At 67.3% G+C, this 24,597-nt stretch carries 21 protein-coding genes; 16 read left to right on the top strand and 5 right to left on the bottom strand.

Annotated features, from left to right (window positions below; genetic code table 11):
- Positions 1-66 precede the first annotated feature (66 nt).
- The gene (gene pgeF, locus ASD82_RS07845) at positions 67-816 is read left to right on the top strand and encodes a peptidoglycan editing factor PgeF (RefSeq protein ID WP_056717276.1); all 750 of its coding nucleotides are present in this window, start codon (positions 67-69) and stop codon (positions 814-816) included.
- A 3-nt stretch (positions 817-819) separates the two neighbouring features.
- Here pgeF and otsA read toward each other — a convergent pair whose 3' ends face one another.
- Genes otsA through otsB form a run of 3 tightly spaced genes read right to left on the bottom strand, consistent with a single transcriptional unit; the run spans position 820 to position 4,806 of the window.
- A complete protein-coding gene (otsA, locus tag ASD82_RS07840; protein ID WP_056717275.1) occupies positions 820-2,202 on the bottom strand; it encodes an alpha,alpha-trehalose-phosphate synthase (UDP-forming) in 1,383 nt (460 codons plus the stop codon).
- Positions 2,202-4,007, bottom strand: a complete 1,806-nt coding sequence (locus tag ASD82_RS07835; protein ID WP_056717274.1) for a glycoside hydrolase family 15 protein — start codon at positions 4,005-4,007, stop codon at positions 2,202-2,204. The genes otsA and ASD82_RS07835 overlap by 1 nt, the downstream gene beginning before the upstream one ends.
- Entirely contained in the window at positions 3,967-4,806 is an 840-nt protein-coding gene (otsB, locus tag ASD82_RS07830; protein ID WP_056717273.1) for a trehalose-phosphatase, read from the bottom strand. The genes ASD82_RS07835 and otsB overlap by 41 nt, the downstream gene beginning before the upstream one ends.
- Before the next feature lie 148 nt (positions 4,807-4,954).
- Here otsB and clpB point away from each other — a divergent pair, with 148 nt between their 5' ends.
- The gene (gene clpB / locus ASD82_RS07825; protein WP_056717272.1) at positions 4,955-7,546 is read left to right on the top strand and encodes an ATP-dependent chaperone ClpB; all 2,592 of its coding nucleotides are present in this window, start codon (positions 4,955-4,957) and stop codon (positions 7,544-7,546) included.
- 108 nt (positions 7,547-7,654) lie between these two features.
- On the opposite strand, the gene ASD82_RS07820 is transcribed toward clpB, so the two are convergent.
- Together ASD82_RS07820 and ASD82_RS07815 are read right to left on the bottom strand one after the other, a co-directional pair.
- The gene (locus ASD82_RS07820; protein ID WP_056717271.1) at positions 7,655-8,386 is read right to left on the bottom strand and encodes a CsgG/HfaB family protein; all 732 of its coding nucleotides are present in this window, start codon (positions 8,384-8,386) and stop codon (positions 7,655-7,657) included.
- A gap of 480 nt (positions 8,387-8,866) precedes the next feature.
- Positions 8,867-11,350, bottom strand: coding sequence for a TonB-dependent receptor (locus ASD82_RS07815; protein WP_056717296.1), 2,484 nt, complete (start codon positions 11,348-11,350; stop codon positions 8,867-8,869).
- A 278-nt stretch (positions 11,351-11,628) separates the two neighbouring features.
- Between ASD82_RS07815 and ASD82_RS07810 the strand changes: the two genes are divergently transcribed.
- From ASD82_RS07810 to tolB, 14 genes are all read left to right on the top strand, one after another.
- Positions 11,629-11,955: a zinc ribbon domain-containing protein gene (locus ASD82_RS07810; protein ID WP_056717270.1), complete on the top strand. Its 327-nt coding sequence runs from the start codon at positions 11,629-11,631 to the stop codon at positions 11,953-11,955.
- Positions 11,956-12,060: 105 nt separating this feature from the next.
- Positions 12,061-12,624 (top strand): DUF3011 domain-containing protein, encoded by a 564-nt coding sequence (locus tag ASD82_RS07805; RefSeq protein WP_056717269.1) that lies wholly within the window; start codon positions 12,061-12,063, stop codon positions 12,622-12,624.
- A 121-nt stretch (positions 12,625-12,745) separates the two neighbouring features.
- On the top strand, positions 12,746-14,500 hold the full coding sequence (gene aspS / locus ASD82_RS07800) for an aspartate--tRNA ligase (RefSeq protein WP_056717268.1): 1,755 nt from the start codon (positions 12,746-12,748) through the stop codon (positions 14,498-14,500).
- 89 nt (positions 14,501-14,589) lie between these two features.
- A complete protein-coding gene (locus ASD82_RS07795; protein ID WP_056717267.1) occupies positions 14,590-15,237 on the top strand; it encodes an alpha/beta hydrolase in 648 nt (215 codons plus the stop codon).
- Between the two features lie 84 nt (positions 15,238-15,321).
- Positions 15,322-16,044 (top strand): YebC/PmpR family DNA-binding transcriptional regulator, encoded by a 723-nt coding sequence (locus ASD82_RS07790; RefSeq protein WP_007808398.1) that lies wholly within the window; start codon positions 15,322-15,324, stop codon positions 16,042-16,044.
- A gap of 112 nt (positions 16,045-16,156) precedes the next feature.
- The gene (gene ruvC, locus ASD82_RS07785; RefSeq protein WP_235577823.1) at positions 16,157-16,699 is read left to right on the top strand and encodes a crossover junction endodeoxyribonuclease RuvC; all 543 of its coding nucleotides are present in this window, start codon (positions 16,157-16,159) and stop codon (positions 16,697-16,699) included.
- A gap of 37 nt (positions 16,700-16,736) precedes the next feature.
- Positions 16,737-17,333, top strand: a complete 597-nt coding sequence (gene ruvA / locus ASD82_RS07780) for a Holliday junction branch migration protein RuvA (RefSeq protein ID WP_056717265.1) — start codon at positions 16,737-16,739, stop codon at positions 17,331-17,333.
- Between the two features lie 15 nt (positions 17,334-17,348).
- On the top strand, positions 17,349-19,280 hold the full coding sequence (locus ASD82_RS07775) for a potassium transporter Kup (protein ID WP_056717264.1): 1,932 nt from the start codon (positions 17,349-17,351) through the stop codon (positions 19,278-19,280).
- Positions 19,281-19,483: 203 nt separating this feature from the next.
- Positions 19,484-20,533 (top strand): Holliday junction branch migration DNA helicase RuvB, encoded by a 1,050-nt coding sequence (gene ruvB / locus ASD82_RS07770; RefSeq protein WP_056717263.1) that lies wholly within the window; start codon positions 19,484-19,486, stop codon positions 20,531-20,533.
- Positions 20,526-20,933: a tol-pal system-associated acyl-CoA thioesterase gene (gene ybgC / locus ASD82_RS07765; RefSeq protein WP_056717262.1), complete on the top strand. Its 408-nt coding sequence runs from the start codon at positions 20,526-20,528 to the stop codon at positions 20,931-20,933. The genes ruvB and ybgC overlap by 8 nt, the downstream gene beginning before the upstream one ends.
- 38 nt (positions 20,934-20,971) lie before the next feature.
- Positions 20,972-21,658 carry a protein TolQ gene (gene tolQ, locus ASD82_RS07760; RefSeq protein ID WP_007808409.1) on the top strand — a complete coding sequence of 229 codons (687 nt, stop codon included), beginning with the start codon at positions 20,972-20,974 and terminating at the stop codon, positions 21,656-21,658.
- Positions 21,659-21,671: 13 nt separating this feature from the next.
- A complete protein-coding gene (tolR, locus tag ASD82_RS07755; RefSeq protein ID WP_007808412.1) occupies positions 21,672-22,124 on the top strand; it encodes a protein TolR in 453 nt (150 codons plus the stop codon).
- Positions 22,111-23,055, top strand: coding sequence for a cell envelope integrity protein TolA (gene tolA, locus ASD82_RS07750; RefSeq protein ID WP_056717261.1), 945 nt, complete (start codon positions 22,111-22,113; stop codon positions 23,053-23,055). Before tolR ends, tolA begins: the two co-directional genes overlap by 14 nt.
- Complete coding sequence (gene tolB, locus ASD82_RS07745) at positions 23,052-24,383, top strand: Tol-Pal system beta propeller repeat protein TolB (protein WP_200946195.1); 1,332 nt, start codon at positions 23,052-23,054, stop codon at positions 24,381-24,383. Before tolA ends, tolB begins: the two co-directional genes overlap by 4 nt.
- The last annotated feature ends 214 nt before the right edge of the window (positions 24,384-24,597 follow it).

Genomic DNA, 24,597 nt, shown 5'->3' with positions numbered 1-24,597 from the left:
GCCGCGGGAACGCGGGCGACGAGTGTGCGATGCTTCGTGGCTCCCCGTTTCCCGATACCCGGCCTGATGACTGAAAGCTGGATCTTCCCTGATTGGCCCGCGCCACCCCAGGTGCGGGCCGCGATCACCACCCGGCTTGGCCCCGGCGTCTCGGCGCCGCCGTTCGATCGATTCAATCTGGGCTTGCGCAGCGGTGACGCCGCCGACGCGGTGACCGCCAATCGCAGCGCCTTGCTGCAGTCGCTGCGCCTGCCGGCCGAGCCGCGCTGGTTGCAGCAGGTGCACGGCTGCGAGGTGGCCGAGCTGGGGCCACTGCCCGGCAAGGCCGAACCCCAGGCGGACGCGGCGGTTTCGCACATCCCCGGCACCGTGCTTTCGATCCTCACCGCCGACTGTCTGCCGGTGCTGTTCTGTGCCGATGACGGCGGCGAGATCGGTGCCGCCCACGCGGGCTGGCGTGGCCTGGCCGGCGGCGTGCTGGAGGCCACGCTGGGCCAGATGATCACGCCGTCGTCGCGACTGCTGGCGTGGCTGGGGCCGTGCATCGGCGCCGCCTCGTACGAGGTGGGAGCCGAGGTGCGCGCCGCCTTTGTGGCGCACGATGCGGCCGCGGCCGGATGCTTCGTGGCGACGCGGCCCGGCCACTGGCTGTGCGACTTGGCCGGCCTGGCCCGGCAGCGGCTGGCCGCGGCCGGCGTGGCACGCATCCACGGCGGCGGGTTCGACACCTTCGCCGATGCGCGGTTCTACTCGTACCGTCGCGATGGCGCCCGCAGCGGGCGCTTCGCCAGCCTGGTCTGGCTCGACCGCGGCTGATCGCTAGGCGCGCAGCGTGCCCAGAAAATTCCTGCGCCACAGCGTGATGTCGTTGGTGCGCAGCACGTCCATCATCGCCTCCCAGCGGCGGCGACGCTCGGCCAGCGGCATCTTCAGGGCGAGTGCCAGCGCGTCGGCGACTTCCTCGGTGTCGGCGGGATTCACCAGCAGGGCGTCTTCCAGTTCCAGCGCGGCGCCGGCGAAGCGGGACAGCACCAGCACGCCGGGGTCGGCCGGGTCCTGGCAGGCCACGTATTCCTTGGCCACCAGGTTCATGCCGTCGCGCAGCGGCGTCACCAGGCCGACCCGGGCGCTGCGGTAATAGCCGGCCAGCAATCGGTGCGGGAACGACTTGTTGATGTAGCGGATCGGCGCCCAGTCGGGCGTGGCGTACTTCCCGTTGATGTGGCCGGCGCTGCGCTCGAGTTCGTGGCGGATCGCGCGATACTCCAGCACGGCGCCGCGCGAGGGTGGCGCAATCTGCAGGAAGGTCACCTGCTGGTGCAGTTCGGGGTGGCGCTCCAACAGCCGCGCATAACCCTCGAATCGTTGCGGCAGGCCCTTGGAGTAATCCAGCCGATCCACGCCGATGATCAGCGCGCGCCCTTCGAGGCTGTGTTTCAGTTGGGTGATTTCGCGGATCGAGGCCGCCCTGGCCGCCACCTCGGCGATGCCCTGGGTGTCGATGCTGATCGGGAACGCGCCGGCGCGGAACTGGCGACCGTTCGGCATGCGCATGCGCCCGGCCAGGCGCATCACCGCGCCGGCCTCGTGCAGGAAATAGTCTTCCAGCGCGCGCAGGTCGCGACGGGTGTGCACGCCGACCAGATCGTAGCTGGCCAGGGTTTCCAGCAGTTCACGGTGATTCGGCAGGGCGATCAGCAGGCCGGCGGCGGGCAGCGGCGTGTGCAGGAAGAATCCGATGCGGTTGTGCACGCCCCGGCGCCGCAGCATCGAGGCGAGCGGGATCAGGTGGTAGTCGTGCACCCAGATGACGTCGTCCGGCTTGATCAGCTGCTGCAGTTTTTCCGCGAACACCTCGTTGACGCGCAGGTAGCCGGCCAGGTGGCTGCGCCGGTAATCGACCACGTCGGGCCGGTAGTGCAGCAGCGGCCACAGCGCGCCGTTGGCGAAGCCGGTGTAGAAGTCGTCGTGGTCGGTGCGGGAAAGATCGATGGTGGCGTAGTCGATCTTTCCCTCCTGCTGCTGATGCAGTTCCGCGGCCGTCTCGCCGGCCACCTTGCCGCTCCAGCCGAACCACAGGCCGCCGTGTTCGTCGAGCGCGGCCAGCAACGCCGACGCCAGCCCGCCGGGCGCGCCCTGGCGGGGCAGCGCGACGCGATTGGAAACCACCACCAGCCGGCCGCCGGCTTTGCGCGCCGTCATCACAGGGCCTCCTCCCAGCGCCGCGACAGGCGCATCGCCGCCTGGATCAGGCCGACCAGGGAATAGGTCTGCGGGTAGTTGCCCCAGTGTTCGCCGGTGGCCGGGGCGAGGTCCTCCGACAGCAGGCCCAGCGCGTTCCGCTGTTTCAGCATGTGCTCGAACAGCGCCCGCGCCCGTTCCCTGCGTCCGGTGGCGGCCAGCGCCTCGATGTACCAGAACGTGCAGATGTTGAAGCTGGTTTCCGGCGCGCCGAAATCGTCCGGGGCGATGTAGCGGAACAGGTAGTCGCCGCGACCCAGCGCCACGCCGATCGCGTCGACCGTGGCCACGAAGCGCGGGTCGGTGGCTTCGAGAAAACCGATGTCGGCCAGCAGCAGCAGGCTGGCGTCCAGGTGCTCGCCGTCGTAGGCGTCGACGAAGTGGCCGAGTTTCCCGTTCCAGGCACGGGCCTCGATGCGTCCATGCAGTTGCACCGCCTCCTCGTGCCAGTAGCGCGCTCGCTCGTCCAGGCCCAGCTCGGTGGCGATGTGCGCCAGCCGGTCGCAGGCGGCCCAGCACATCGCTGCCGAGTAAGTATGGACGGCAACGCGCCCGCGGTATTCCCACAGTCCGGCATCGGGTTGTTCGGCCACGCGCAGCGCCATCTCGCCCATGCGCTCGAGCCGGCGAAAGGTCACTTCGTCGCCGCGATGTTCCAGCCGGCGGTCGAAGAACAGCTGAGTCGAGGCGAGCACCACCGAGCCGTAGACATCGTTCTGGCGCTGACGCCACGCGTCGTTGCCCACCCTTACCGGACCCATGCCGCGATAGCCGGAGAGCGTCTCCACCTGGCGCTCGGGCAGTTCGCTCTCGAAGGTGATGCCGAATACCGGGCCGAGCTCGCCCTCAGCGAGCTGGGCGACCAGGTTGAAGGTGTAGCGGATGTATTCCTCCATCGTGCGGGTCGCGCCGAGGCGATTCAGCGCGCGCACGGTGAAGGCGGCGTCGCGCAGCCAGCAATAGCGATAGTCCCAGTTGCGCGCGCTGCCGGCCGATTCGGGAATGGACGTGGTCAGCGCCGCCACGATCGCGCCGGTCGCTTCGTACTGGCAGAGTTTCAGGGTGATCGCGGCGCGGATCACCGCCTCCTGCCATTCGTAGGGAATCGACAGGTAGCGGGCCCATTCGCGCCAGTAGTCCAGCGTCCGTTCCAGCGCCAGATGGACGAAGTCGGCCACGTTCGTGTCGACGGTCTCGTCGGGGCCGAACACGAAGTGGGCCGGCCGGTCGAGTCCGAACGGGAGCTGGCGTTCGACCAGCGGCGGCGCGATGTCGATGGTGAGGCGCTGCACCACGTCGCTGAGCAGGTAGCGGATGTGATTGCTGCCGGCGGTAGTGGCTGGCGCGCGTGCGCCGTACTCGCACAGCGGGCGCATGCGCACGCGGATGCGCGGCGAACCCGCGATGGGCGCGACCCGGCGCACCAGCATCTCCGGGTGATAGAAGCGGCCGTTCAGGCGATGCCGCGGCGCGAAGTCGGTGATCTCGATGGCGCCGCCGTGACGGTCGAACAGGCGCGTCACCAGCACCGCGGTGTTGGCCAGGTAGAACTGCTCGACGTGATCGAAGTCCTCCAGTTCGATCGCCCAGTCGCCGCCCCCGCTGGTGGGCGAAAGCAGGCTGCAGAAACTGGCGTCGGCATCGAAGCGCGGCAGGCAGCACCACACGATGCGCGCATGCGGGTCGATCAGCGCGGCAACGCTGCCGTTGCCGATCACGCCAAGCTCAAGGCTGGCGTGCTGGGCCTCCGTGGGGAACTCGGGCATGGGTAGGGACTCCGTGCGTCAGTGCGTGCAGGACGCGGGTCAGCCAGGCTTCGGTGGCAGCCGGGCCGGGCAGGGTGAAGTGGGCGGCGCTGGGGTCGCGCTCGCCGATGCGGATGCTGATGCCGTGTCGACGATTGACCGCGTCGAAGGCGTGCTCGTCGGTGAGGTCGTCGCCGAGGTAGACCGGGCTGCGGCCGGCAAACGGCGCGCGCTGCAGCAGCTCCAGCACGGCGCGGCCCTTGTCCATGCCCGCCGGCTTGAACTCCAGCACCTGGTGGCCGGGCTGCAACTCGTAGCCGGGCAGCCGCGCGATCAGTTCGGCGGCGGCGCCGTGCAGGCGGGCCAGTTGCGCCGGCGCGCGGCGACAGTGCAGCGCGATCGCCAGCTGCTTGTCCTCTACCTGCACGCCGTCGAACCGCGCGGCCAGCGCCCGTGCCTCGCGGTGCATGCGATCCTGGCTGGCCTGCGGCACGCTGAGGCGGCGGAAGCTGCCGCTGGCCTGGCGCAGCTCCAGCCCGTGCAGGCCGATCGCTGCCCAGCGCGGGCGCTCGAAGAGCCGGTCGAGATCATCCAGTTCGCGTCCGCTGACCAGCGCCAGCGCGCCGTCGGTTGCCGCATGCAGCTCGTGCAGCAGGGCCAGCAAGGCGGAGCTGACGCGCACCGAACGCGGATCGTCGGCAAAGTCGAGCAAGGTGCCGTCGACGTCGAACAGCAGCGCCCAGCGGGCGTCGGCAGCGGGCAGCGGGGGAGCCGGCAGGCCGGGGCGTGGCGATGCGGTGGAGGGGCGTGGAGTTGACATCGCATCCACCGTAACAAGCCGAATGTGAAAGGCCGGACATGCCGCTCACGCCGTCGCCGTGGACGGGCCAGCTTGAATCGTGCTTCGCCGTCCGCATTTTTGCGTCAGTGGCGGATGCACCGCCAAACCAGCTTCGGGGATCTTCGACATGCGGATGGACAAACTCACCTCGCGGTTCCAGCAGGCGCTGGCCGACGCGCAATCGCTGGCCGTGGGCCGCGACAACAACATGCTTGAACCGGTGCACGTGATGGCGGCGCTGCTGGGCCAGCAGGGCGGCTCCACGGCGCCGCTGCTGACCCAGGCCCAGGTCAACGTGCCGATGCTCACGCAGCGGGTGAACGAAATGCTCGAGCGCCTGCCTCGGGTCAGCGGGCAGGAAGGCAACATCAACCTGGGCAACGACCTCAACCGCCTGCTCAACCTCACCGACAAGCTGGCCCAGCAGCGCGGCGACCAGTTCATCGCCAGCGAGCTGTTCGTGCTGGCGGCGCTGGAGGACAAGGGCGAACTGGGCGCGGCGCTGAAGGCGGCCGGTGCGAACAAGGCGAATCTGGAAGCGGCCATCGACAAGCTGCGCGGCGGCGAGAAGGTGCAGAGCGAGAACGCCGAGGAGCAGCGCCAGGCGCTGGAGAAATACTGCATCGACCTGACCGAACGCGCCGAGCGCAACAAGCTCGACCCGGTGATCGGCCGCGACGAGGAAATCCGCCGCACCATCCAGGTGCTGCAGCGGCGCACCAAGAACAATCCGGTGCTGATCGGCGAACCCGGCGTGGGCAAGACCGCGATCGTCGAGGGGCTGGCCCAACGCATCATCAAGGGCGAAGTGCCCGAGGGCCTGCGTGACCGCCGCGTGCTGGCGCTGGACATGGGCGCGCTGATCGCCGGCGCGAAATTCCGTGGCGAATTCGAGGAGCGGCTCAAGGCCGTGCTCAGCGATCTCTCCAAGCAGGAAGGCCGGGTGATTCTGTTCATCGACGAGCTGCACACGATGGTCGGCGCCGGCAAGGGCGACGGCGCCATGGATGCGGGCAACATGCTCAAGCCTGCACTGGCCCGTGGCGAACTGCATTGCATCGGCGCCACCACGCTGGACGAATACCGCAAGTACATCGAGAAGGACGCCGCGCTGGAGCGGCGCTTCCAGAAAGTGTTCGTGGGCGAGCCGTCGGTCGAGGACACCATCGCGATCCTGCGCGGCCTGAAGGAGCGCTACGCCGTGCATCACGGGGTGGAGATCACCGACCCGGCGATCGTCGCCGCGGCCACGCTGTCGCATCGCTACATCGCCGATCGCCAGCTGCCGGACAAGGCGATCGACCTGATGGACGAGGCCGCCTCGCGCATCCGCATGGAGATCGACTCCAAACCGGAGGAACTGGACCGGCTCGAACGCCGGCTGATCCAGCTGAAGATCCAGCGCGAGATGCTGAAGAAGGAAAAGGACAGCGAATCGAAGCAGCGCCTGGCCGATCTGGAAACCGACATCGAGAAACTCGAACGCGAGTTCTCCGACTTGAACGAAATCTGGAAGTCCGAAAAGGCGTCGCTGCAGGGCACGACCAAGGTCAAGGAGCAGATCGAGCAGGCACACCAGGAGCTGGAGTCCGCCCAGCGGCGGCAGGACTACGCGAAGATGAGCGAAATCCAGTACGGCAAACTGCCGGAACTGGAGAAGCAGCTCGCCGCGGCGCAGGCCGCCGAGACGCAGGACTTCAAGCTGGTGCAGACGAAAGTTACCGCCGAGGAAATCGCCGAAGTGGTGGCGCGCTGGACCGGTATTCCGGTCAGCAAGATGCTGGAAGGCGAGCGCGACAAGCTGCTGAAGATGGAGGACGAGCTGCACCAGCGCGTGGTGGGCCAGGACGAGGCGGTGCACGCCGTGTCCGACGCGATCCGCCGTTCCCGTGCCGGCCTGTCCGATCCGAACCGCCCGAACGGTTCGTTCCTGTTCCTCGGCCCCACCGGCGTGGGCAAGACCGAGCTGTGCAAGGCGCTGGCCGAATTCATGTTCGACACCACCGATGCGATGGTGCGCATCGACATGAGCGAATTCATGGAGAAGCACTCCGTCTCGCGCCTGGTCGGTGCGCCTCCGGGCTACGTCGGTTACGAGGAAGGCGGCTACCTCACCGAGGCGGTGCGCCGCCGGCCGTACAGCGTGATCCTGCTGGACGAGGTGGAGAAGGCCCACCCGGACGTGTTCAACATCCTGCTGCAGGTGCTCGACGACGGCCGCCTCACCGACGGCCAGGGCCGCACCGTGGACTTCCGCAACACGGTCATCGTGATGACCTCGAACCTGGGTTCGCAGATGATCCAGGACGCCTCGGAAAACGGCGGCGACGCTGAAGAGCAGTACACCCAGATGAAGGCGTCGGTGATGGGTGTGGTGCAGGCGCATTTCCGTCCCGAGTTCATCAACCGGCTCGACGAGATCGTGGTGTTCCGTCCGCTGGACAAGGCGCAGATCCGCGCCATCGCGAAGATCCAGCTGCAGTATCTGGAGCGGCGACTGGCCGAGCGTCAGCTGAAGCTCGACGTGGCGGACGATGCGCTGGCGCTGCTCGGCAACGTGGGCTTCGATCCGGTCTACGGTGCGCGGCCGCTGAAGCGGGCAATCCAGCAGCAACTGGAGAATCCGCTGGCCAGGCAGATTCTGGAAGGGCAGTTCCAGCCGGGCGATACGGTCGGCGTGGCCGCCGAGGGCGGACAGCTGGTGTTCCGCAAGTCCTGATGCGGCGCCGGCAGTCCGGTTCGCCTGAACGAAACAGGGCCATCCTCGCCGGATGGCCCCGTGGTTTGCTCGATGCGGCCTCCGCCCCGGTGGGGCGGTCGCTTGGACTTACTCGAGGTCGAGCACCTTCTTGTCGTTGTCGCGGCGGCGCTGTTCCTTCTGCTGGTAGCGGGCCTCGCAGCCGTCGCGCTTGACCATCACGCAGTCCAGATAATCGGTGGCCTCGATCAACGCCGCGCGCACGGCCTTGCTGGCCGGCGTCTTCTTCGAGTGGCCGAAGTCACCGCCGACGCCGTGGGTGAAGCCGCTGAGATTGACCCCGCCGCCGGAGCTGTTGCCCTCGACCGTGCGCGAATACACCACTTCGGAAGTTTCCGCGTCGATCACCCGCAGATCGATCGCCACGTAGGCTTGGGATTTGCCGCCGCCCACGCGGAAGCCCGCGATGTTGAGGCCGCCGCCCGTCTTCGATGTGTCTTCGGTGTAAGCGGCGACGCTGCCGGTGACCAGGTACTGGGCGCCGGTGATGTTGCCGGTGTGCGGCGTGCTGCCCGGGCGCATGCGCGAGGAAGCGGCCAGGTCCTGCTCGGCGAGCACGGCGTCGATCTTCTGTCGTTCGATCACCTTGAAGTCGCCGGTGGCGCTCAGCTCGTTGCTGAGCACGTCGGCCAGCTGGTTGCCGACGTCGCCGTTCCACCAGCTGGCGGAGCTGGTCTGGTTGGTGAAGTCGATCACGGCGACGGTCATCGTCGGCGCTTCGCGGGCCATGGCGGCCCCGCCTGCGGTCAATGCCAGGGCCAGCGCTGCGCCCAGCAGGCCCGTGTGGTTTGCGAGTTTCATCAAGTCCCCTCCAGTCATTGGCGTGATGCCTGTCCGATCGACGCGCGATGCCGCGGCGAACGTACAGGTGTGGTGTCGTGCCAGGGTGCAGTCCCCCCGCAATCCCCCTGGATTCCGGCTGCCGAGTGTCGCGGGCGGCGCAGGCGTTTGCCGTTGCGCGATCACGCCGGATGCTGGTCGTGCGGGATTGGCCTTGTCAAGCGATCCCTGCCGGGGTGCATTCCCCTGTGCCGGGCGGCACCCTGTGCGGCGATTATCCCGGGGCGCCGTCGGGTCGGCTGTCAGCGCGGACGGCAGGTGCTGTAAGGCAAAACCGTCAATGCCTGGCGGCGGGGACGACAGCGCCGGCGTTGCGGGAGCTGCCGGGGCAGTGGTGCCCCGATGGTGGGGCCCAGGCGGTCAATGAAGTCGGTGGCGAACGGTGAGTCGGGCGCAGCCCCGGTCGCGCCGGGGCTGCGTATTGTCAGGAATGGTTCGTCGTCACTGCCAGCTGTAACGCACCTTGCCGTAGACGTAGGCGCCGTTGTAGCCGAACGGCGAGAAGGTCGAGTAGGGCAGGGTGCCGTTGTTGGTGTTGTTGGCGATGTTCCTGTCCGGATGGGCGTCGAGGGCGTTGTCCGCGCCCACCGTGAAGGTCCAGTCATGGAGGTTGTAGTTCACCGCCAGGTCGAGCACCCACTTGGGCGTGAAGGTCTGGTCGATCACCGGCGGCGTGGCGCTCGGGTTGTAGCTGGCCAGGCTGCTGACATAGCTGGTGTAGCGGCCATAGCGGGTCAGCGTGCCGGTCACGCCCCAGTTGCCGACGTTGTACTGCTCATTGAGGATGAGCTTGCTGCGCGGGCTCGAATTGCCCAGGTACCCCTGGATGTCCTGGCGGTTCAGGCGAACGAAGCTGACGCCCAGGTTGTCCAGCACCGCCGGGTTGGGCTTCACGTCGGTGACCGTGTTCTGGTTGTAGTTCGCGCTGAGCGTGGTGGCCAGGGTGCCCGCGTTGCCGAGGTCGGCCAGGTAGCTGCCCACGAAGTCGACGCCGCGGGTGCGCGTGTTCGCCGCGTTGGTGAAGTAGTTGACGCTGCTGTAGCCGAGGTCGCTGATGCCGTTGGCGGCCAGGTAGCTGACCACCGCGGGCGTGGTGGTCGAGATCGCGCCGGACAGCGCCACGCGGTCCCGGATGTTGATCTGGTACACGTCCAGGCTGAGGGTCAGCGCATCAGTGGGGCTCCATACCGTGCCCAGGGTGTAGTTCCTGGACTTCTCCGGCTTCAGCGCTTCGGCGCCCAGCAGCTGGGCGATCTGGCTGCCGACCGGCACCAGGCCGCGGTTGTAGATGCCAGCCGGCAGGCCCGGCAGGCTGCCGGCGCCATAGAACAGCGAGGATATCTGCGAGAAATACTCCTGCCCCAGCGAGGGCGCCCGGAAGCCCGTGGAGGCACTGCCGCGGATGGCGAAGCTGTCGGTGAAGTCGAAGCGCCCCGACAGCGAGCCGGACGTGGTGTTGCCGAAGTCGTTGTAGTGCTCATGCCGCACGGCGGCGGCGACACCAAGCCGGTCGGTGAGGTTGGTTTCGAGGTCGAGGTAGGCGGCCACGTCGTGGCGCGAGGCGTCGACCGCGTTCGCCGGCTGCCAGCCGGCGAAGCCCTGCGCGCCGCCCGAGACGCCGGAGGTGCCCACGTACCAGGACGGCAGCGAGCCGGCATCGATGGCGTAGGTCTGCCGCAGATACTGGGCGCCGAACGCCACCGTGAGCGAATTGGGCAGCCAGCCAGCCTGGATGTCCTTGGCGACGTCGAGGTCCAGGCTCTGCTGCGAGGCGCTGAGGATGCCGTCACTGAATACGCTGGGCGCGCTGCCGAAGTCGTTGAGGTAGGCATAGTTGGTGCTGTTGCGCGTTTCGTAGGAAACCCGGTTGCGACCGTAGTTGCCGCTCAGGTCCCAGCGCCAGCCATTGATCTTGCCACGCAGGCCCGCCACCAGCGAGGTGTCGGTGGAGTCGGCGTGTTCGAGCGGCAGGAAGCCGTCCGGATACACCTGGCCGATCAGTGCATTGTTCGGCTTGGGCGAATTGGTGCCGTAGCGGAAGAACGCGGGCGACGTGCTCTGGCGGCGACCGTAGTGCCCGAAGCTGTACAGCTGCACGTCCGGGGTGATGTCGTACTGCGCATTCAGCAGCAGGTTGTTGTCATGCACGTCCGGGTCGCCCTGGCGGAAGTTCACGCCCAGTTGCGGGAAGCCGGGACGATTGTCCGGCCCGGCACGATTGGTGTGATCCTGCTTGCCGCTCTGCAGCGCGAAGCGCAACCAGCCCTTGTCGCCGCCCAGCGGGATGCCGAAGTTGGCCGAGCCCTGCCACTGCCTGCCGTCGCCCGCGGAATACTGACCGCCGCTGACCTGCACGTCGCCGCCCTTGGCGCCCTGTTTCAGGATGATGTTGATGACGCCGGCGATGGCGTCCGAGCCGTACTGGGCGGACGCACCGTCGCGCAAGACTTCGATGTGGTCGATGGCGGACATCGGGATGGTGTTCAGATCCACCGGCTGCGAGCCGCGGCCGATCACGCCGTTGTTGAGCAGGATGGCGCCCGGATGCCAGCGCTTGCCGTTCACCAGCACCAGCACTTCGTCGGGCGACAGGCCGCGCAACTGGGCGGGGCGCTGCGTATCGGCCGAGTCAGCGGCGGCCGGGCGCGGGAAGTTCAGCGAGGGAATGATGCGCGCCAGCGCCGTGGACAACTCGCTGGTGCCGGTCTGCTGCAGGACCTTGGCCGACACCACGTCGATCGGGGTCAGCGAGCTGCTTTCCGTGCGGTTGTCGGCGCGGGTGCCGGTGACGATCACGGCACTGAGGTCGCGGGCCTTGGCGGGTGCCGGTGCCTGTGCTTCCTGCGCCGCGGCATTGCCGGCCAGTGCCAGCAACACCGCGGCAGGAAGCCATGCCGACGCGGTCGTACGGGGACGCTTGCTCATGAGGTTCTCCGGATAGGTGTTGTTGCGATGCAGCAGCCACAGACTAGTGGTGCACGGATCGGCCGTCAATAGACGTATAGACGTCTATACGTCCATCGCCGTTGCATCTATCGCGGCGTGCGGGCGTATGGCGGGGCGGTCGCGCCTGGTTGCGGTCCCGAGGCTACTACCCGGCCGCGCACGTCGCCATGAGCGGTCCGGCACGTTGAAATCCGCCGGTCAGCGCCGATAATGGCCAGTTGCCGGCTCGCATGCCGGCGGGATTTTCCGGAGCCTTCATGCCCATCTACGAATTCGAATGCAGCCAGTGCGGCCACCGTTTCGACCGCCTGCAGAAGTTGTCCGACACCGATCCGGTGGTCTGCCCCGCGTGCGACACCCCGAGCCTGCACCGGCGGGTCAGCGCGCCGTCCTTCCGGCTGGCTGGCAGCGGCTGGTACGAGACTGACTTCAAGAAGGACGGCGACAAGAAGCGCAACCTGGTCGATGCGTCACCGGGCGAAGCCAAGCCTGCTGCCGGTGCACCGGCAACTGCGGCCGCTGCTCCCGCTCCGGCTGCCAGCCCCGCGCCGGCAGCGGGCGGATCGGGCAGCAGCGGAAGCTGAACCACGGAACGGCCGCGCAGTTTCCTGCGTGGCGTCGCAAGATATGCTGACGCCCGAGGACGGCGGCGATCCTGCTGCCGCCACTGCCAGCGAGGAGCCAGACTGATGCGCGCAATCAGCGGATGGACCAGTGGAATCGTCATCGCAGGACTGCTGGGCAGCCTGCTCGGGATCGCGCCACCGGTGCGTGCGCAGTCCGATACGCCGGTGCGCTGCGTGAGCAAGGACGGGCACTATGCCCGCTGCGCCGTGCCGTGGCGCCGGGTTGAACTCTACAAGCAGGAGTCCAAGGGCGCCTGCATCGAGGGTCAGAGCTGGGGCATGGACCACGGCACCTTGTGGGTCGACCGGGGTTGTCGCGGCCTGTTCGGTCCGGCGGGACGCGGTGGCTATGGTGACAACCGCGGTGATCGTCGGGGACATGGCCATCAGCACGGCGGCTGGCAGCCCGGCCCGGACTGGAATCGCCGGATCAGCCTGCAGTGCGACAGCAACAAGAAGAAGTACCAGATGTGCCAGGTCGACGTGGGCCGCAACGGCAGCGTGCGACTGGGCCGTCAGCTCTCCGATGCCCGCTGCACGGAGGGCTACAGCTGGGGCTGGAACCGCGCCGGAGTGTGGGTGGCGCATGGTTGCCGCGGCCAGTTCCTGGTCGATCGCCGCTGGTGATGCGGGCCCGGGCTGGTGGCGGTCGTCCGCCACCAGTCCGCCGCGGCGCGCGGCGGTGGTAAACTTGGCGGTCTTTTCCCCTGCCTGAAGTCGCCCCGCGGCGACGCCGGAGTTCCAACGCATGCGCACGCATTACTGCGGCCTCATCGATGAGTCGCTGATCGGCCAGTCCGTCACCCTGTGCGGCTGGGTCAACAAGATTCGTCTGCAGGCCCACGTCGCCTTCGTCGACCTGCGCGACCACGAGGGCCTGGCGCAGGTGGTGGTCGACCGCGACAACGCCGCGGCCTTTGCCGTGGCCGGCGAGATCGGCAACGAGTATTGCCTGCGCGTCACCGGCACCATCCGCCCGCGCGTGTCGGTCAACGACAAGTTGAAGACTGGCACGGTCGAGCTGCTGGCCGACACGGTGGAGATCCTCAACGCCGCGAAGGACCTGCCGTTCGCGCTGCACGAGAATCCCAACGAAGACATGCGGATGACCTACCGCTACCTCGACCTGCGCCGCCCCGAGATGCAGGCGATGATGCGCAAGCGGATCAGGTTGGTGCAGACGCTGCGCCGCTACCTGGACGAGCGCGGCTTCCAGGACATCGAGACGCCGATCCTGACCAAGGCCACTCCCGAGGGCGCGCGCGACTACCTGGTGCCCAGCCGCGTGCACCCGGGCCAGTTCTACGCGCTGCCGCAGTCGCCGCAGCTGTTCAAGCAGATCCTGATGATGGCCGGTTTCGATCGCTATTATCAGATCGCCCGCTGCTTCCGCGACGAGGACCTGCGCGCCGACCGCCAGCCGGAATTCACCCAGCTCGACCTGGAGTTCGCCTTCGTCGAAGAGAAAGACGTGCAGGATTTCGTGGAGGAGCTGATCCGCCACGTGTTCCGCGAAGTGCAGGGCGTGGAGCTGGACGCCGCGTTCCCCCGCATGACCTGGATGGAGGCGATGCGCCGCTTCGGTTCGGACAAGCCGGACCTGCGCATCGCGCTGGAGCTGGTCGACGTGGCCGACGTGCTCAGGCACATCGAGTTCAAGGTGTTCGCCGAGCCGGCCAATGCCCCGGACGGTCGCGTGGCGGCCTTGCGCGTGCCCGGCGGCAGCGCGCTGTCGCGCAAGGACATCGACGGCCTGACCGAATACGCCTCGCGTTACGGCGCGAAGGGCCTGGCCTGGCTCAAGGTCGAGGATATGGCCAAGGGGCGCGAAGGCATCAATTCGCCGGTGGCGAAGTTCCTCGACGACGCGGCGCTGGACGGCGTGCTGAAAGCCACCGGCGCGCAGAGCGGCGACATCGTGTTCTTCGGTGCCGGCGCGTGGAAGACCGTCAGCGACTTCATGGGCGCGGTGCGCCTGAAGGTGGGCAAGGACCGCGGCCTGGTCGAGGACAGCTGGAAGCCGCTGTGGGTCACCGACTTCCCGATGTTCGAATACGACGCGGAGGAACAGCGCTACGTCGCCCTGCATCATCCGTTCACCGCGCCGAAGATCGACGACATCGCCGACCTGAAGAGCCACGCCGCCACCGCGGTGAGCCGGGGCTACGACATGGTGCTCAACGGCAACGAGATCGGCGGCGGTTCGATCCGTATCCACCGGCCGGACATGCAGAGTGCGGTGTTCGAGCTGCTTGGCATCGGCGCGGACGAGGCCGAGGCGAAGTTCGGCTTCCTGCTCAAGGCGCTGAAGTTCGGCGCGCCGCCTCACGGCGGCCTGGCCTTCGGCATCGACCGCATCGCCGCGCTGATGGCCGGCACCGAGTCGATCCGCGACGTGATCGCCTTCCCCAAGACCACCAGCGCGCAGGATCTGATGACCGACGCGCCGTCGCCGGTCGGCGATGCACAGTTGAAGGAATTGCACGTGGCGGTGCGGGCTTAGGAGCGTGGGCGGCTTCGGGCGGTTGTCCACGCCGGCCGCTTCCACGTTTTCGATTCCCGCCTCCCAGGCCACTTTTCCCGGCGCTCGCCATGTCTGAACATGTGATCCTGCTGCACGGCCTGTGGATGCGCGGTTTCGCGTTGTCCATGCTGCATCGCCGGCTGATGGAGGCCGGCTTTCGCGTGCATCGCTTCGACTACCTCAGCGTGGCGGCCACCGAGCAGCGCATCCTGGATCGGCTGCATGCGCGCATGACCGCCTTGCTCGGCGAGGCCGATGCCCAGTCCGTGCACCTGGTCGGACACAGCCTGGGCGGGCTGCTGGCGTTGCGTGCCTGCCATGACGCCGACGCACTGCCGTCCGGTCGCATCGTCTGCCTCGGTTCGCCGCTGCGCGGCAGTGCGGCGGCGCGCAGCTTCGCCGGCTGGGGGCGCGGTGGCGAGGTCCTGCTGGGGCACAACCGCGAGCTGCTGGAGCAGGGGCTCGAACGCTGGGATGGCCCGCGCGAGGTGGGCATGATCGCCGGCTGCACGCCGCTGGGACTGGGCGCCATGCTCGGCCATTTCCAGGGCGAGCATGATGGCACCGTGGCGGTCGAGGAGACCCGTCTGCCGGGGCTTGCCGACCATTGCGTGGTCGAAACCAACCACACCGGCCTGCTGTTTTCGCCCGAAGTGGCGCAGTTGGCCGCCGGTTTCCTGCGCCACGGGCGTTTTTCGCCGCCGGCGCCTCGTTGAGACGCCGCACCCCGCGATCCGGCACACAGGTTCAATTCAGGTAAAATTCCCGGCTTGTCCAACCGCCGTCGTGCAGGAATCGTCATGGGTAGAGGTCCGTCCATCGAAGGTCGCAAGAACGCCGAAGACGCCAAGCGCGCCAAGGTGTTCACCAAGCTGATCCGCGAAATCACCGTCGCCACCCGCGCCGGAGTGGCAGACCCTGGCGGCAACCCGCGCCTGCGTGCGGCGATCGACAAGGCCTTGTCGGCCAACATGACCAAGGACACCATCGAGCGCGCGATCAAGCGCGGCTCCGGTGCCGACGGCGGTGCCGACATGCAGGAATTGCGCTACGAGGGCTATGGCCCGGCCGGCACCGCGCTGATCATCGAAAGCTTCACGGACAACCCCACCCGCACCGTGGCCGACGTGCGCTACGCGCTGACCAAGCACGGTGGCAACCTGGGCACGTCCGGCTCGGTGGCGTTCCAGTTCACCCGTTGCGGCGAGCTGGTGTTTGCCACGGGCGGCGACGAGGCGGCCGAGGAGAAAGTGCTGGAAGCAGCACTGGAAGCCGGCGCCGATGACGTGGTCAACGAGCACGGCGAAAGCACCGTGCTGTGTGCGCCGGAAAATTTCGAGGCGGTGCAGCAGGCGCTGGTCGACGCGGGGCTGAGCGCGCTGCACGCCGGCGTGGTGATGCGCCCCAACAACCGCGTCGAGGTGCCGGAAGAGGCGCTGGAACAGCTGATGGACCTGCTCGAGAAGCTGGACTCGCTGGACGACGTCAGCGAGGTGTCGCACAACGCTCTGCTGCCGACGTGAAGCCGCAAGGCGCTGGAATCCGGGATTCGGGATTCGGGATTCCGGTTTCGCTGGTGCGCACGGCGAGTTTCCTGGCTCGTTCCAGCGCCCGCGAGATGACCAGGTGCGAGCCGTGGCTTTGACCGAATCCCGATCCACCCGGATCATCGGTATCGATCCGGGCAGCCAGCGCACCGGCGTGGGCATCATCGACGTGGACGACACGGGCAAGCTGAGCCATGTGTTCCACGGCGCGCTTGCGGTGGCGGGCGAGGCGACTTTCCCGTTGCGGCTCAAACGCATCTTTGACGAGCTGTGTGACATCATCGCCACGCATCGGCCGGCCGAGTGCGGGATCGAGCGCGTGTTCATGGCGCGCAACCCCGACTCGGCATTGAAGCTGGGCCAGGCGCGTGGCGCCGCCATTTGCGCAGTGGTCAGTCAGGGGATCGTGGTGCACGAATACGCGGCAACCGAAGTGAAGCAGTCCGTGGTCGGCAGTGGCCGCGGCGACAAGACCCAGGTGCAGCACATGATCGGTGTTCTGCTTGGCCTGAAAGGTCCGCTGCAGGCTGACGCCGCTGATGCGCTGGCGATCGCCGTGACCCATGCGCATACCCGGGCCAGCCTGGCCCGGGTCGGCATTCCGCGCACCGCCTGGAGGCGACGCCGATGAAGGCGTCGCGGATGAACAAGATCGCGGGACGACGCCGGTGATCGGGCGTCTGCGCGGCACCCTGATCGGCAAGCAGCCGCCGTCGTTGCTGGTCGACGTGGGCGGGGTCGGCTACGACGTCGAGGCGCCGATGTCGACCATCTACGACCTGCCGGGCCTGGGCAAGGAAGTGGTGCTGCTGATCCATCATGCGGTGAAGGAAGACGGCATCACCCTGTACGGCTTCCTGCACGAGACCGAGCGCGCGCTGTTCCGCAACCTGCTCAAGGTCAGCGGCATTGGCGCGAAGATCGCCTTGTCCGTGTTGTCCGGCGTGTCCACCGACCATTTCGCGCGGCTGGTGCAGGCCGGTGACGTGGTGGCCCTGACCAAGATCCCCGGCATCGGCAAGAAGACCGCCGAGCGCATCGTGGTGGAACTGCGCGACCGGCTCGATGGCGTGGCCGGCGTTCCCGGCGTGTCGCCGCAGCGCGCCAGCGCACCGCTCGATGCGGCCGGCGAAGCGACCGTGGCGCTGCAGCAGTTGGGCTACAAGCCAGCCGAAGTCAGCCGCCTGGTGCAGAAAGTGGCCGCGGAAGGCGATACGGCCGAAGCCATCATCCGCAAGGCGCTGCGCGCCGCTCTGGGCAGCTAGTTCGCCAGGACTTCAATGAATACGCAAGCAGACAACCCGGCCCAGCCATCGGCCCACGGTGATACCGCCCACGTGCGTGGCGCCAAGTCGACGCTGATCCTCGGCGCGATCGGCGTGGTGTTCGGCGACATCGGCACCAGCCCGCTGTACACCATGCACGAGACCTTCCTGCCCGAGCACGGCCTGCATCCGCGGCCGAGCACGGTGCTGGGCATCCTGTCGCTGGTGACCTGGTCGCTGATCATGGTGGTGGCGGTGAAATACGTCAGCCTGGTCATGCGCGCGGACAACAAGGGCGAGGGCGGCATCATGGCGCTGATGACGCTGGCGCAGCGTGCCAGCGGCAAGTCCGTGGCCACGCGTCGGGCGGTGATGCTGATGGCCTTGCTGGGGGCGGCGCTGTTCTTCGGCGATGGCGTGATCACGCCATCCATTACCGTGTTGTCCGCGATCGAGGGCCTGCAGGTGGCCGCGCCGTCGCTGTCGCACTACGTGGTGCCGGTGACGGTGGCGGTGCTGCTGGGCCTGTTCTGGCTGCAGCGGCATGGCACGGCCAAGGTCGGCGCGATCTTCGGGCCGGTCATGGTGGTGTGGTTCCTGGCGCTGGGGGTGATCGGCGTGTGGAACATCATCCAGGCACCGGAAGTGCTGCGTGCGCTGAATCCATGGCATGCGGTGCAGTTCTTCATGACCCATGGCAAGACCTCGATCCTGGCACTGGGTTCGGTGGTGTTGTGCGTGACCGGCGCCGAGGCGCTGTATACCGACATGGGCCATTTCGGCCGGGTGCCGATTCGTGCCGCGTGGTTCTTCTTCGTGATGCCGGCGCTGCTGCTGAACTACTACGGCCAGGGCGGCCTGCTGCTGGTGCATCCGGAGACCATCGCCAATCCGTTCTACCACTCGGTGCCGGAGTGGGCGCTGTATCCGATGATCGCGCTGGCCACGGTGGCGGCGGTGATCGCTTCGCAGGCGGTGATCTCCGGCGCTTTCACCGTGTGCCGGCAGGCGATCCAGCTGGGTTTCCTGCCCCGCATGCAGGTGGTGCACACCTCGCGCGAGGCGATCGGGCAGGTCTTCCTGCCGTGGATCAACCGCGCCCTGATGGTGGCGGTGATCGCCACCGTGGTCGGCTTCGGCTCGTCCAATGCGCTGGCCGGCGCCTATGGCATCGCGGTGACCGGCACGATGGCGATCGACACCGTCCTGGTGATGATCGTGGCCCGCCGCATGTGGCAGTGGAGCCGGCTGCTGGTGATCGGCCTGGGCCTGATCCTGCTGGCGATCGACCTCAGCTACTTCGGCGCCAATACGCTGAAGATCCTGCAGGGCGGCTGGTTCCCGCTGGTGCTGGGCCTGCTGATGTTCGCGGTGATGACCACCTGGCGCCGCGGTCGCGAGCTGGTGGTGCGCGAGATCAAGCAGGGCGGCCTGGCGCTGGCGCCGTTCATCGAGAACATGGCCGCGCACCCGCCGCTGCGCGTGCCCGGCACGGCGGTGTTCCTCACCGCCAATCTCAGCGCCGTGCCGCATGCCCTGCTGCACAACCTGAAGCACAACAAGGTGCTGCACGAGCGCAACGTGCTGCTCACCGTCGGCATCCTGGAGACACCGGTGGCCGAGGCCGACGAACGCATCCAGCTCACCGCGCTGTCGTCCGGAAGCGACGACTTCTACGCGCTGGAGCTGCGCTTCGGCTTCGCCGAGGACCCGAACATTCCGCAGGCGCTGTCGCAGTGTTCGCGCGAAGGTCTCGCCTTCGACATGATGGACACCACCTTCTTCCTGTCCCGCGAGAGCATCGTGGCGGACGAGCGTCGTCCCGGCATGGCGCTGTGGCGCGACAAGCTGTTCGCCTTCATGTCGCGCAACGCGCTGCCCGCCACTGCGTTCTTCCAGATCCCCGGCAACCGGCTGATCGAGCTGGGGGCGCAGGTGGAGATCTGATCCGCGCAGCGGATTGGATCTCCACCGCGGCCCACGGATGGGCCGCACGAATGCCGATCGTTTTTGCGATCGGCATTCGGAGCCTGATCGGGCATCGCCCGGTCAGGCGAGCCGGGAAAGTGCAGGAAAGCACGTTCCCGGCATGAAGGGCCGCCTCTGCCGGTGATTCCCGCTCCGTTTCATCCGCCTGCCATAATGGCGGCATGACCGAAGCCCGCATCATCGCTGCATCCGCCCAGCTCGACGACGAGGCGCTGGAAGCCACCATCCGGCCGAAGCGGCTGACCGAATACCTCGGCCAGCAGGCGGTGCGCGAACAGCTGTCGATCTACATCGAGGCGGCCAGGAAGCGGGGCGGGGCGCTGGACCATGTGCTGATCTTCGGCCCGCCTGGCCTGGGCAAGACCACACTGAGCCACGTGATCGCCAACGAGCTCGGCGTCAACGTGCGCTCCACCTCCGGCCCGGTGCTGGAACGCGCCGGCGACCTCGCCGCGCTGCTGACCAACCTGGAGGCGAACGACGTGCTGTTCGTCGACGAGATCCACCGCCTGTCGCCGGTGGTCGAGGAAGTGCTCTATCCGGCGATGGAAGACTTCCAGATCGACATCATGATCGGTGAAGGCCCGGCCGCCCGCTCGATCAAGCTGGACCTGCCGCCATTCACCCTGATCGGGGCCACCACCCGCGCCGGCATGCTCACCGCGCCCTTGCGCGACCGTTTCGGCATCGTGCAGCGGCTGGAGTTCTACACCACCGACGAGCTCACCGCGATCGTGCGCCGGGCGGCGAAAATCCTGGGCATCAGCTGCGCGCCGGAAGGGGCGCAGGAAATCGCCCGCCGCTCGCGCGGCACGCCGCGCATCGCCAACCGCCTGCTGCGCCGGGTGCGCGATTATGCCGAGGTGCGCGCCGGTGGCGAGATCACCCTGGCCGCGGCGCAGGCCGCGCTGGACATGCTGAAGATCGACCCGCAGGGGTTCGACGAACTGGACCGGCGCCTGCTCGGCCTGATCATCGAGAATTTCGACGGCGGGCCGGTTGGCGTGGAGTCGCTGGCCGCCGCGCTGAGCGAGGACCGCGGCACGCTGGAAGACGTGGTCGAGCCGTACCTGATCCAGCAGGGTTACCTGGTGCGCACCGCCCGCGGCCGCATGGTCAGCGCGAAGGGCTGGCGCCACCTGGGGCTGACCCCGCCGCCGCGCCAGGCGCAGGCGGCCGACCTGTTCGAGGCGGGGGCTGGCGATGTCTGAGCCGGCCACGCAACTGCCTTTCAGCTGGAAGGTCAGGGTCTACTGGGAAGACACCGACGCCGGCGGCGTGGTCTATCACGCCGGCTACCTGCGTTTCATGGAGCGCGCCCGCAGCGAGTGGATGCGCGCGCTGGGCGTGGACCAGCTGGCGTACAAGCAGGCCACCGGGCTGGCCTTCATGGTGCGCGACATGCACATCGACTTTCTCAAGCCAGCCCTGCTGGATGATGAACTGACGGTAACGGTCGACGTCAAAGAACGGCGCGCTGCCAGTATCCTGTTCACCCAGACGATCATGAAGGCGGACGGCAGTTGCCTGATCCGCGCCAGCGTGCGGGTGGCCTGCGTCGATCTCCAGCGCATGCGGCCGGCACCGATTCCGGCCGACCTGATTCCTTAAAGAACAACCAAGCCGAACCGGCGGAGTACCTGCAAGCAATGAACGGTGGACTGAACATTTTCACGCTGATCGCGGATTCGAGCCTGCCGGTGAAACTGGTGCTGCTGGTATTGCTGGTGTTCTCGTTCCTGTCCTGGGTCATCATCGTGCGCAAGTATTCGCAGACCAAGGCGGCGATGGAGAACGCCGAGGAATTCGAGGAGCGCTTCTGGTCCGGCGGCGACCTGGCCCAGCTGTTCCGCGAGGTCAGCAGCCGCCAGGGCGGCACCGGCGGGATCGAGAACATCTTCGAGTCCGGCTTCCGCGAGTTCGCCCGCCAGCGCCAGCGCAAGACGCATGACACCCGCAGCGTGATCGAGGGTTCCGAGCGCGCCATGCAGGTCGCCGGCACGCGCGAGATCGGCCTGCTCGAACGCAACCTGGAATTCCTCGCCAACGTCGGCTCGATCAGCCCGTACGTGGGCCTGTTCGGCACGGTATGGGGCATCATGGGTGCGTTCCAGGGCCTGGGCGAGATGAAGGACGTCACCATCGCGGTGGTCGCCCCGCACATCTCCGAGGCGCTGATCGCCACCGCCATGGGCCTGTTCGCCGCGATCCCGGCGCAGTGGGCGTACAACCGCTACGCCACCAAGGTCGAGCGCATCGCCTCGCGTTACGACGTGTTCCAGGAGGAGTTCTCCTCCGTGCTGCAGCGGCAGATCCAGACCGACGACGTCGCCTGAGCGGAGAGCACTCATGCGAACCTCCGGCCGTCAGCGGCGCTACAAGCTCAAATCCGAAATCAACGTGGTGCCCTACATCGACGTGATGCTGGTGCTGCTGATCATCTTCATGGTCACCACGCCGATGATGAAGTCCAACGTGGACGTGAACCTGCCGCAGGCCGACGCCAAGTCGCTGCAGCAGAAGAAGGACCCGGTCATCGTCACGGTGAAGCAGGACGGCCAGTTGTTCCTGACCCTGCCCGGCGCCGAGAAGGAGCTGCTGGACGCGGCGGCACTGCAGACCAAGGTCGGCGCGTTCGTGCGCACCAATCCGGACGTCAACGTGCTGGTGGCCGGCGACGACCAGGGGCACTACGGCGGCGTGGTCCAGGTGCTGGCCGACCTGCAGCAGGCCGGCGTCTCCAAGGTCGGCCTGATGGCCCAGCCGGTGCAGGGCAAGAGCACGTCCGATGGACGAAAGTAAGGCGACGCCGAAGGCGGTCGTAGTCTCCGCCATCCTGCACATCGGCATCGTGGGGTTTCTGTTCCTCGCGGTTCTGCCGTGTTCGAGTTACGAGAATTTCTTCAACGCGCTGCATCTGCCGGCGTGGATGAACCCGATTGCCTGCGCCAAGCCGCTGGAGCTGCAGGGGCCGATCATCGAGGCAACCCTGATCGGGCGCACCGGCAGCCCGCCACCGAAGGCGGTCAAGGCCAAGCCCGTGCCCGATTCCACCCCGCCGCCGCCGACCATCCCACCGCCGACCCCGCCACCGCCGGTGACCCCGCCGGTAAGCCAGCTGCCGCCGCCGCCCAAGCATGTCGACGTCAAGGACCAGGAACGCGTGGTCGAGGACGCCGCCAAGCAGGCCGAAGACGCCAGGCAGTTGCAGGAAGAAAAGGAACGCCAGCGCCAGTCCGAACTGGATGCCGAGGCGGCGAAGAAGAAGGCTGAGGAAAAGAAGAAGCTCGACGCGCTGTTCGCCAAGATGGATGCGGCCTCGGCCCAGACCAGGCAGCTGGACAACAAGGCAAAGCAGGCGAAGCAGCAGCTGGAGGACCTCAAGAACGCCCAGGATGACGGTCAGCCCGACCTGCCGGCCGCCGACCAGCGCCAGACTGGCAACAACAGCCAGAACAGCAATCTGGCCGACGAATACGCCGCGGCCATTCAGAATGCGGTCACGCCCAATTGGTTAAGGCCGGATAACATAGCGGCGCTCCCCTGTCAGGTTCATATCGTGCAATCGCCCGGTGGCGACGTGATGAGTGCCACCGTCGATTCCAGCTGTCCGTACGACGACGCAGGTCGCCGTTCGGTCGAAAACGCGGTGTTGCGCACCAAGACCCTGCCGTACAAGGGCTTTGAAAGCGTGTTCCAACGCAACCTTACCTTCACATTCAGGCCGCAATGATCAAGCCCATGCGCAAATTCAGCTCAAGCTTCGCCATCATCCTGCTGGCCGCCGTGGCCTTGTTCGCCGGTCCTGCCGCGGCCCAGTCGCTGAATGTGGACATCGTCGGTGGCGTCAAGACCGCCACCCCGATCGTGGTGGTGCCTTTTGCCCAAGCCGGGGGCGCCCCGCTGTCGACCGATGTCGCCGACGTGATGCGCAACGATTTCAACCGCTCGGGCAAGTTCCGTTCGCTGGCCAAGAGCGACATCGTGGAGTTCCCGTCGAAGGGGGCCGACATCAAGTTCCCGACCTGGCGCCTGCTCAAGCAGGACTACATCGTGGTCGGCAGCATCAGGGACGCCGGCAACGGCATGGTCCAGGTCGAATACGAACTGTGGGACGTCAACAAGCAGCAGAGCCTGCTGCACCAGCAGATGCCGCCGGCGCCCGCCGGTGACCTGCGCAGCGTGGCGCACCAGATCGCCGACGTGATCTACGAGAAGATCACCGGCGTGCGTGGCGCCTTCTGGACCCGCATCGCCTATATCACCGCCGTCGGCCTGGGCAACAACACGACGTATTCGCTGCTGGTGGCCGATTCGGACGGCTACAACCCGCAGGTGGTGGCGCGTTCGCGCGAGTCGCTGCTGTCGCCGGCCTGGTCGCCGGACGGCAAGAAGCTGGCCTATGTGTCGTTCGAGAGCGGCAACTCGAACATCTACGTGCAGGACATCACCACCGGCTCGCGCCAGCTGGTGGAGTCGCACCCCCGCGGCATCAATGGTGCGCCGGCGTGGTCGCCGGACGGCAGCAAGCTGGCGGTGGCGCTGTCCTACGTGGGCAACCTCGAACTGTTCGTGCTGGACCTGGGCAGCCGCCATGAAACCCGCCTGACCAACAGCCTGTCGATCGACACCGAGCCAGTCTGGTCGGCGGACGGCCAGAGCATCTATTTCACCTCCGACCGTTCCGGCCGGCCGCAGATCTACCAGGTCCCGGCCAGCGGCGGATCGCCGCAGCGGATCAGTTTCCAGGGCCAGAACAACGCGAACGCCTCGGTGAGCTACGACGGCAAGCAGATCGCGATGGTGCAGGGCAATGGGAACGTGTATCGTATTGCCATCATGGATCGCAGCCTGGGTGACCAGGTGCGATTCCTCTCGCCGGGCCCGATTGACGAGTCCCCGAGTTTTGCTCCGAATGCCAGCATGCTGCTCTATGCCGCTACCGAAGGACGTCGCGGCGTGCTGTACGCCGTATCGGCTGACGGTCAGGTTCGCCAGCGCCTCGTACTTTCCGATGGCGACGTGCGCGAACCGGCCTGGGGGCCATACCGGCAACGATGATATTTTCATGCTGCTGCGCGAAAGTGCGGCAGCATGATGCCCAGGGATTGGGCCCGAACAGCGCCGGCAAGGCGCGTTTCGGTTTCCGGTGACGGCGCTTGTCGCGTCGAGAGCCAGTCAGGTGGATGGTGCAGGCTCACGCACCATCGATCTTTCAAGTGTCAAAATAACAGCCGGTCAACCGGCGTCAGCTGTCCCGTAATTCCTATCGTCA

Source organism: Rhodanobacter sp. Root179 (assembly GCF_001428465.1).
GTDB lineage: Bacteria > Pseudomonadota > Gammaproteobacteria > Xanthomonadales > Rhodanobacteraceae > Rhodanobacter.
Note: the sequence above shows the minus strand (reverse complement) of the source record. Positions and strands in the feature narration are given on the sequence as shown.